Below are 7,810 nucleotides of genomic sequence, written 5' to 3' on the forward strand. Positions count from 1 at the left end.
AACCCGCCGCGATCCTTGCCACCCGGTGGCAGCATTGCTGTAGCCAAGGCATTACCCTCCCTGTCACGAAACGTGAGGAAAAGCGGCATCTCTCGCTGTACATGGGTCTCGAGGCCGATGTCGCGCTCGATCGCGTTGGGCTGCTCCGGACGCCAGGATTGGACTGCCTTCTCTCGCTCGCGGCAGAAATGTTTCTCCACTGTGTGGCGCATCAGGCGCGACTCTTGCGCCGCTTCACCTTCCGTCTCGATACGGAACCAGGTCTTACCCTTCGGCGCGTCGCAAACATACTGCATTCCGCCCATCCTGCGATCGCCGCGATTCTAGGGCGGCGGGCCCGCAAAGCCAATACGAGACTCGCTCCCGTGTATAACGCTGCGTGATCGTATAATCGGAAGTTCGGCTGCAACACCGCGTGACTGTTGCCTGAGAGGCGATGGTTGGGCGCCAACACCTTCTCGACCAGTTGGCGGGCGACTCCTGATACGTCGCTTTCGGGTAAACATGCGAAACACTCCCGCTGAGCACAACAGGTCCACTCTCACCCTGATTGCCGAAGTCTAGATGGACGCGGATTTTGGTCGCTACGGGCCAACAGGGGAAACAGCGCGGCTTGATCGTTCACTGAACAAGCACGTACTCTGGCGTCCGGCCGGCCGGCCATGCCTGGGATGCCTCAAGCGACAAGATTAGCGGAAGGTCACCGCCGGTTTGGAACGGCGACGGCTTCTTCTTTACCACTCAGACGGACGCGACTACCCGCCGCGTCGCATGAAGGAAACGGTTAGCGGGCGGCTGCGACGCCATCAATTGCATGACGCTCCTGTTTGAGCAATTCATCGACTAAACGTTCGAGGTAGGGCGGCAGAGGCAAGGCTTCGCGAGATAAGTTCTGTTGCAATCTGTCACCCACCTCGTCACAGATCGAGCGGGCAGTCTTATGATCGATGGGGTCCGATATTCGATTGGTCGGTTCCATATCGCGACCTTTCACGATTAACTTAAGTTTCAGGGATGCGAAATGTTTCGCCCACCTTCGAAGAATGCCGATGGTTCCATTTAATGGAACGAAGACACTGTGCGCAGACCGATTGCCATCGTCAGCGCCGATACCAGCAACCCACCGAGTTAGTGAAACTCTTGGGGCAAATAAATGCTTGGAGGAAGTCCGATGACATTGAGAGGAGTGCCGGCCGTCACGATAACGTGCTACTCGGGCTCGGAGTTCAGGCCAAAGCGCAGGCGCCGTGCCCCGAAGTGTTGCGATTGCGCAACGCAGCTAGTGAGGCTTGGAAGCATGCGATGAGTGCACCGGCATGGCAGCGCTGCGGAGCCTTGGCCCAAGCCTCTGTCTCCACGGAGGCGACGCTCAACTACGCGGACAATAGCCGCCAGTCATGCAACATCTCTGATCGATTGCTGAACGAGGCAGATGGGTATCATCGGCAAGCGGTGCAGGCTCGCGACAACATTTGTGCTGGACGTCCTCTTCGATCATATCCGCCGGACATCATCCATCGCTAAGATCCTATTGCGGGTACTAGGCCCGGTCTGGTCACCCTTCGATTGGCTGCGCGTCAAGGACCGCAAGGGTCAACAGGCGCCGTCCTGACCGCCGCCGGTCACGTCTGGTCTACCGCGACAACCGGACGATTTCAGAGCCGGTCTGGGCTTCGCGTTCGGGCCAGAAGAGACTCATGCATTGGGCAGATTGCGAGTTGAATGACAGCGCCCACGTTCATCGCACTCCCGTGCCGTGGAGGAGCTGTTCACGGATCCAAACCTCACATCTGCCTATGACTTGCTAGATCACTCCGATTCGAAAACGGCGTCAGCGTGGAAAAGCAAGAAAGACTTCGAAACGAAATGTCAGGTAGCACGTTGCCATTCTCCCCGTCACTGGCGCCATAGGGCCGGTTTAGAAGGAAGTCTCGATTGCCGAGAGCGCCTCGGGTGTTGGGGTATTTTTCGTCGGCGAGCTACTCCCGCCCGACTTTTGTTTCAGGCTCGTGTACGTGATGAACCGCATTAGGTCAGCGTCAGCCGCGGCGTAAATTGTGCAAGGTAATTTCCGGCGGGCAATTGAGGCGCACGGGAACGACGCTCGAGCCCGCACCAACGGAAGTATAGCCGGTCATATCTCTGTACTGCCAAGGCCCAGCCCCCATCCGCCTTGGCAGCACCGCCTCAAGCTTGATGGGAATGGATCCGGGGAGACAAATCTGACCGCCGTGGGTGTGTCCGCTCAGCATCAGATCAAAGTTGGCATGCGCAGCCTGACGATAGACCTCCGGTGTGTGAGACAACAAGATCGAGAACTCACCGCGGGGTATCGAGAGAGCGGCCTTTTCGATGTTGTCCACTCTGAAGAAATGTGCATCGTCGATTCCCGCCAGATAGATCCGCTGGTCCTTGCGAACGATTGTTTCGCATTCATTGAGCAGCACGCGAATGCCCATAGCTTCGAGCCCGGGGACCATTCGAATCGTATCGTGGTTGCCGAGCACCGCATAGATTGGCTGTTTCAGATGAGTTGCCACTCGCGCGACACCATCCAGTGCGGGCTGGAACGGCCCAACAGTCCGCCCCCGATAATCGCCAGTTAGGACACACACATCGTACTGCATGCTGCCAACCAGCTCGATGAGTCTGTTCATGGCAACTTCATTCATATCCACGTGAAGGTCGCTAACGTGGAGAATGGTGAAGCCCTCAAAGAGCGGCGGTAATGTCTTGAACCTCATTTCGTTTCGTTTGACGAGAATGCGTTCTGCATTCTGTCGTGCACGCCAGTAAAGCCCCGTTGCCTTCAGAACATTTCGAATGATCCGCTCGGCCCAAGATGAGTTTTCAAGGTGAAAAAATGTGAGGCCCTGGCCAAATACCTGAGCTTCGTGATCTCTCTCAATCCCCAATCGCTGCCGGGCATGGAGCGGGCCGAGACGGATCTCGAGCTTGCGCAGAATGTCTTCGTCCACCAGCTAGTCCTTTTGAACGGCCTTCGGGTAGATATAGCGTATTCTCATGAGGCCAAGGTCAACCCGACAGTGGTTAATTCCCACGCATCCACTAAATATCGCGTTGGGTCATTTGGCTCGTGCACTGCAGCAAACTGCATCGCTATTCGATCACGTCGGCGCGGCCGAGCAGCGACAGCGACTTCAGGTTATGGATGAGGCACGACCGGGGGCCTTGAATGACCGGTGCAAGACGTCCCACTGAAGGGCGCCCACAATGGTCAATGAAGATCGAACTTCCGTCGGATGCAACTATAAGCTAACCTGAAGAAATGCAATTTCTGCATATTCTGCAATTATTGGTTTTAATGACGTTGGCGAACGGCACACCGATCGTTGCAAAGAAGATTTTTGGCCCACGTTTTTCCTTTCCGGTGGATGCCGGCATCGTATTGTTTGATGGGAGGCCGTTGTTTGGGCCATCGAAAACTATCCGCGGTATTTTGATTTCAGTCATCATCACGACAGCAAGCGCTCCGCTTATCGGTCTGGATCCGACGATCGGTGCAATCGTAGCGGGCGCGGCTATGGCGGGCGATTTGTTCTCCAGCTTCCTGAAGCGCCGCCTAAACTATCCGCCGAGCAGCCAGGCACTCGGGCTCGATCAGATTCCCGAATCCCTATTTCCGATGCTGGCATGCCGCGACGCTCTTTCATTGACGATCGCAGACATAGCGCTTGGCGTCGGGGTCTTTTTTATTGGCGCGCTAATTCTGTCTCGTTTTCTATTCCGAGCCAACCTGCGCGACGAACCATATTAGCCCGCCGTTAGCCCGAACGAAGCCGGTGCAGGGTGATTTCTGGCGGACAGTTGAGACGAACAGGAACGACGCTCGATCCAGCACCCACAGAGGTGTAGCCAGCCATGTCGTGATACTGCCAAGCTCCTGCCCCCATCCGTCGAGGCAAGTCTGCATCAAGTATGATCGGAATAGATCCTGGCAGACAGATCTGCCCACCGTGCGTATGCCCGCTCAGCAACAAATTAAAATCGGCATGAGCCGCCTGACGATAAATCTCCGGTGTGTGTGACAATAAAATGGAGAACTCGCCATACGGGATCTGCAACGCAGCTTTTTCGATATCGTCGGCCTTGAAGCAGTGGGCGTCATCGATCCCGGCTAGATAGATTTGCTGATCGCCGCGCACAATCGCCTCGCTCTCGTTGAACAGCATACGTATTCCCATGGCTTCCAGCCCCGGAACCATTTGGATGGTATCGTGGTCGCCCAGAACCCCATAAACGGGCTTCTTTAGATGAGCTCGCACTCGTGCGACGCCGTTCAAGGTTGCCTCGAACGGTCCAAAGTTCTTCCCCCGATAGTCGCCGGTTAGAACACATAGATCGTAGCGCATGTCGCCGACGAGTTCGATCAAGCGCTGCATGGCAGCTTCATTCATGTCCACATGCAGGTCGCTAAGGTGGAGTATGGTGAAGCCGTCGAAAAGCGGTGGCAACGCGTTGAACGTAACATCATTGCGCTTGACGAGTATGCTTCTTGTATTTCGGCGTCCGCGACAGTAGAGACCGGTCAGCTTAAGTGCATTTCGAATGACAGAATGGACTGGATACCAGTTCCTTATGTGAAAAGAGAGGAGCCCCCGGCCGAAGATTTGTGCCTCGTGGTCCGTCTCGATACCCAATCGCTGTCTCGCATGGAGCGGTCCGAGACGCTCCTCCAGTTTGCGCAAGATCACTTCGTCCATGGAACAACTTCCTCTGAAATCGGCTCGACCTTCCATGGAGGTGCGGTTACCGGCGCACACGTTGCATTTACCTTGAGCATGCCTCGGTTTTTTTCTCGTGTCGCGCTAACGTGTGAAAGTGTACTAACTAGGTCTGCCGGCGCGTAGAGCTTCTTTGACTGCTTTCTGGTGGGGCGAGGAAGCCAATAGCTGAAACAGGGCTCGTGCCGCCCTATATCTCGCCTCCGCCCGAGTGCGCTCTCGGCCCTCTAGTAAGCATTCGCCCGAGCTCGTCCGAATGAACCAGCCCCAACGTCGCCCCCTGCGCTGAACATCGATGTCAAAGGTTGGTAGGTCACTGGTTCTATTCCGATAGGAGTTGTATTCGTAGCTGTTCATGAATACGGGCTCATGCACAGCGAAAATCGTGAACAGCGGACCAGCCCGCATTGCCCAAAGGGACGGTCGCTACGGCCCCTGTACGACCGTGGCCAACTTCCATGATGGTCATTTTGCTCTCGCCTTGCCGAAGTGGGTCTCGCGGGGCTGCCCCAACCCCTTGATAATGCGGATGTCCTGAGTCAGCATGGCCCAATTGGGCTACGCCTTTAGAGGTGCTGCGGCACATTCGACACGTCGGAATGGTGGATGGAACCGTTTGATCTGCACCGACTTAGCCGCGTGTTGGCCGCCGCCGCGATCGAGCCCTCTCTGTGGACAGAGGCATTGCAGACGGCAGCGGAATGCACTGGGTCGTATGGCGCGGTCCTGTTACCAGTGATCGGAGCATTGCCGATCGTTGCTGCTACTCCTTCCATGGATCGCAGCGCAAATGTGTACGTCAGGGACGGATGGCAAAGCCGCGACGAGCGCTACCGCGGGAAGGCCGCCTTCTTGGCCAACGGAGTGGCGACGGACAACGACTGCATGCCATTAGACGCACGCAAGCGTTCGCCGTTTTATCAAGAGTTCCTTCGGAACTGTAATCTCAGCGGTTGGGCAGGCGTCCGGATCGGCCGGGGAGATCTGGTTTGGAATTTGAGCTTACAAAGGACGCCAGATCAAGGTTCTTATTCCGCGAGAGAATTGCAAGCTCTTTCCGAGTTGTCCAACCGTCTGGATTCGGTCGTTCAGACTTGCGCAGCGCTCGGCCTGGCAAAAGGGGAATCAGCACTAAGTGCCTTCGATTTTTCCGAGCGCGCGGCACTTCTGCTTGACCGGTCGGGCCACGTGGTTCGCGTCAATCCGGCGGCGGAGCGACTAATCGGAGTGGATCTGCAGATTTCAGCAGGACGCATTCGCTGCCAAGATCCGAAATCAAATGAACTCCTGCAGAACGCGATCAGAGCTCTGTTCTGGAGCCTTGAAGCCTTCACTATCGCGCCCATAGTTCTACAAAAAATTTCAGGTGGCCGACTGGTCATCTACCCTATGCGGCTTACTGGTCTAACTGACTCTCCCCTTTCCCTCTTCCACGCAATACTAGTTATATCCGACACCGACCTGATGCAGTCAGCGGGTATGATGACTCTGCGCGAGGCCTTCGAGCTGACGGCCGCAGAATCCCGGCTCGCAGTAGCTCTTGCGAGCGGCAAGGATTTGGAAAATTTTGCGGCAGAGCGAGGACTTTCTAAGCAGACCCTGCGCAATCAACTGAAGTCTGTGTTTATGAAAACGGGGACAAACCGCCAGGCTCAATTGGTGATGATGCTGTCGAACCTCGTTCCGAAGAAGTGATGACTCTAGCTCGGCGACGCCATCTAAACCGGTAAGAACGATTCACGCTAATCGTCGAGGCCATTGCGCCGCAGGCCGGCCACGCTCACTTGCGTCACTTACGAGATCCGCACTCATCCGAGACGATGCTACGTGCGGCTCGCGCGCCCTGTAGTCTGCCGGACGATGTGGCAAAACCAGCCTGAATCGGTGCGGGCAAAAACGACAAAATTGACGCCGGCGATCTGGAGGCACAAGGGCACAATGGAGAATCCCCTTTTCAACCGCCTAGCGCACCTCGTCCATGGCAACTATGCTACAACCACCTTTCATATTTAGTCTTCAGCGACGCATTTCTTCCCCACTCTCATTTCCTCAGAAAGTACCTCCGAAAGCAAAAATGGCCTCCACTACTAACAAGATCGCGCTCTTCATCGATGGAGCCAATCTCTACGCGACGGCGAAAACTCTGGGCTTCGACATCGATTACAAGCGTCTGCTGAAGGAGTTTCAGAGCCGCGGGACGCTGCTTCGGGCGTTCTACTACACCGCGATCATCGAGGATCAGGAATACTCCTCGATCCGGCCGCTGATCGACTGGCTCGACTACAACGGCTACACCGTGGTCACCAAGGCGACCAAGGAGTTCATCGACGCCTCCGGCCGCCGCAAGGTCAAGGGCAACATGGACATCGAGCTCGCCGTGAACGCCATGGAGCTCGCCGAGCACATCGACCAGATGGTGCTGTTCTCGGGTGACGGCGACTTCCGCTCCCTGGTCGAGGCCGTTCAGCGCCGCGGCGTGCGGGTCACCGTGATTTCCACGATCGCGAGCCAGCCGCCGATGATCGCCGACGAGCTGCGTCGCCAGGCCGACGTCTTCACCGACCTCGTCGAGCTGCAGTCCAAGCTCGGCCGCGACCCGTCCGAACGCCCCGCCCCGCGTGACCGTGGAGCGCGTGGACACATGCCAAAATTCTTGCAGGAACCGAAGGGAAACGAGCCGCACGACTAGACCCTAAAGGCGGCGCCCGCATTCCGACATTTGTCGGTTGAGATATGTTGGCGTCGGCTCGTTGTCGCTTGCATGAAAGGGGTAGCATCCTGCATCATGTTTTTTGCTGGCGAAGCGAACCTGCGGTGGCTCTGAAGAACCCCGACGCTATTGCCGTGATCGTGACCGCCCTCCGGCTTTCTCACGCCGACGAAGCTGCACGAGCCATGCTGGTCGGCGGCATGAGCCTGGCCCTGCTGATAGAGACGATGTTCTCCGCACCGATCGGACGACGCGATGCCGTTCACAACATCGCACGTGCGTTGGACGACTTTGCCCTTTCGCCGGAACTCGGTCCGGTCTGGCACCTTCGCTACGTTTACGAAAGTCATGGCTC

General features: G+C 56.7%; 8 protein-coding genes. 4 read left to right on the forward strand and 4 right to left on the reverse strand.

Annotation, left to right across the window (positions count from 1 at the left end):
- From BRA1253DRAFT_RS00715 to BRA1253DRAFT_RS00725, 3 genes are all read right to left on the reverse strand, one after another.
- Positions 1-296, reverse strand: a 296-nt coding sequence (locus tag BRA1253DRAFT_RS00715; RefSeq protein ID WP_009859275.1) for a hypothetical protein, incomplete at its 3' end; no start/stop codon positions are given.
- 488 nt (positions 297-784) lie between these two features.
- Positions 785-994 carry a hypothetical protein gene (locus BRA1253DRAFT_RS40820; protein WP_245285829.1) on the reverse strand — a complete coding sequence of 70 codons (210 nt, stop codon included), beginning with the start codon at positions 992-994 and terminating at the stop codon, positions 785-787.
- Between the two features lie 1,045 nt (positions 995-2,039).
- On the reverse strand, positions 2,040-2,978 hold the full coding sequence (locus BRA1253DRAFT_RS00725; protein ID WP_009859278.1) for a metallophosphoesterase: 939 nt from the start codon (positions 2,976-2,978) through the stop codon (positions 2,040-2,042).
- Positions 2,979-3,289: 311 nt separating this feature from the next.
- Here BRA1253DRAFT_RS00725 and BRA1253DRAFT_RS00730 point away from each other — a divergent pair, with 311 nt between their 5' ends.
- Positions 3,290-3,778 (forward strand): CDP-archaeol synthase, encoded by a 489-nt coding sequence (locus BRA1253DRAFT_RS00730; RefSeq protein ID WP_009859279.1) that lies wholly within the window; start codon positions 3,290-3,292, stop codon positions 3,776-3,778.
- A gap of 7 nt (positions 3,779-3,785) precedes the next feature.
- On the opposite strand, the gene BRA1253DRAFT_RS00735 is transcribed toward BRA1253DRAFT_RS00730, so the two are convergent.
- Entirely contained in the window at positions 3,786-4,724 is a 939-nt protein-coding gene (locus tag BRA1253DRAFT_RS00735; RefSeq protein ID WP_009859280.1) for a metallophosphoesterase, read from the reverse strand.
- 627 nt (positions 4,725-5,351) lie between these two features.
- On the opposite strand from BRA1253DRAFT_RS00735, the gene BRA1253DRAFT_RS00740 reads away from it, so the two are divergent.
- The 3 genes from BRA1253DRAFT_RS00740 to BRA1253DRAFT_RS44190 all read left to right on the forward strand — a co-directional run.
- Positions 5,352-6,440, forward strand: a complete 1,089-nt coding sequence (locus BRA1253DRAFT_RS00740; protein WP_009859281.1) for a helix-turn-helix transcriptional regulator — start codon at positions 5,352-5,354, stop codon at positions 6,438-6,440.
- A gap of 379 nt (positions 6,441-6,819) precedes the next feature.
- Entirely contained in the window at positions 6,820-7,434 is a 615-nt protein-coding gene (locus tag BRA1253DRAFT_RS00745; RefSeq protein ID WP_009859282.1) for an NYN domain-containing protein, read from the forward strand.
- A 125-nt stretch (positions 7,435-7,559) separates the two neighbouring features.
- Positions 7,560-7,810, forward strand: a 251-nt coding sequence (locus tag BRA1253DRAFT_RS44190; protein ID WP_035992323.1) for a hypothetical protein, incomplete at its 3' end; no start/stop codon positions are given.

It is taken from the genome of Bradyrhizobium sp. WSM1253 (assembly GCF_000244935.1).
Taxonomy (GTDB): Bacteria; Pseudomonadota; Alphaproteobacteria; order Rhizobiales; family Xanthobacteraceae; genus Bradyrhizobium; species Bradyrhizobium canariense.

What these genes read in the sequence shown, in the direction of transcription:
- BRA1253DRAFT_RS00730 (WP_009859279.1), top strand. Translation starts at nt 3,290, where the DNA reads ATGCAATTTCTGCATATTCTGCAATTATTGGTTTTAATGACGTTGGCG.
- BRA1253DRAFT_RS00735 (WP_009859280.1), bottom strand. Translation starts at nt 4,724, where the DNA reads ATGGACGAAGTGATCTTGCGCAAACTGGAGGAGCGTCTCGGACCGCTC.
- BRA1253DRAFT_RS00740 (WP_009859281.1), top strand. Translation starts at nt 5,352, where the DNA reads ATGGAACCGTTTGATCTGCACCGACTTAGCCGCGTGTTGGCCGCCGCC.
- BRA1253DRAFT_RS00745 (WP_009859282.1), top strand. Translation starts at nt 6,820, where the DNA reads ATGGCCTCCACTACTAACAAGATCGCGCTCTTCATCGATGGAGCCAAT.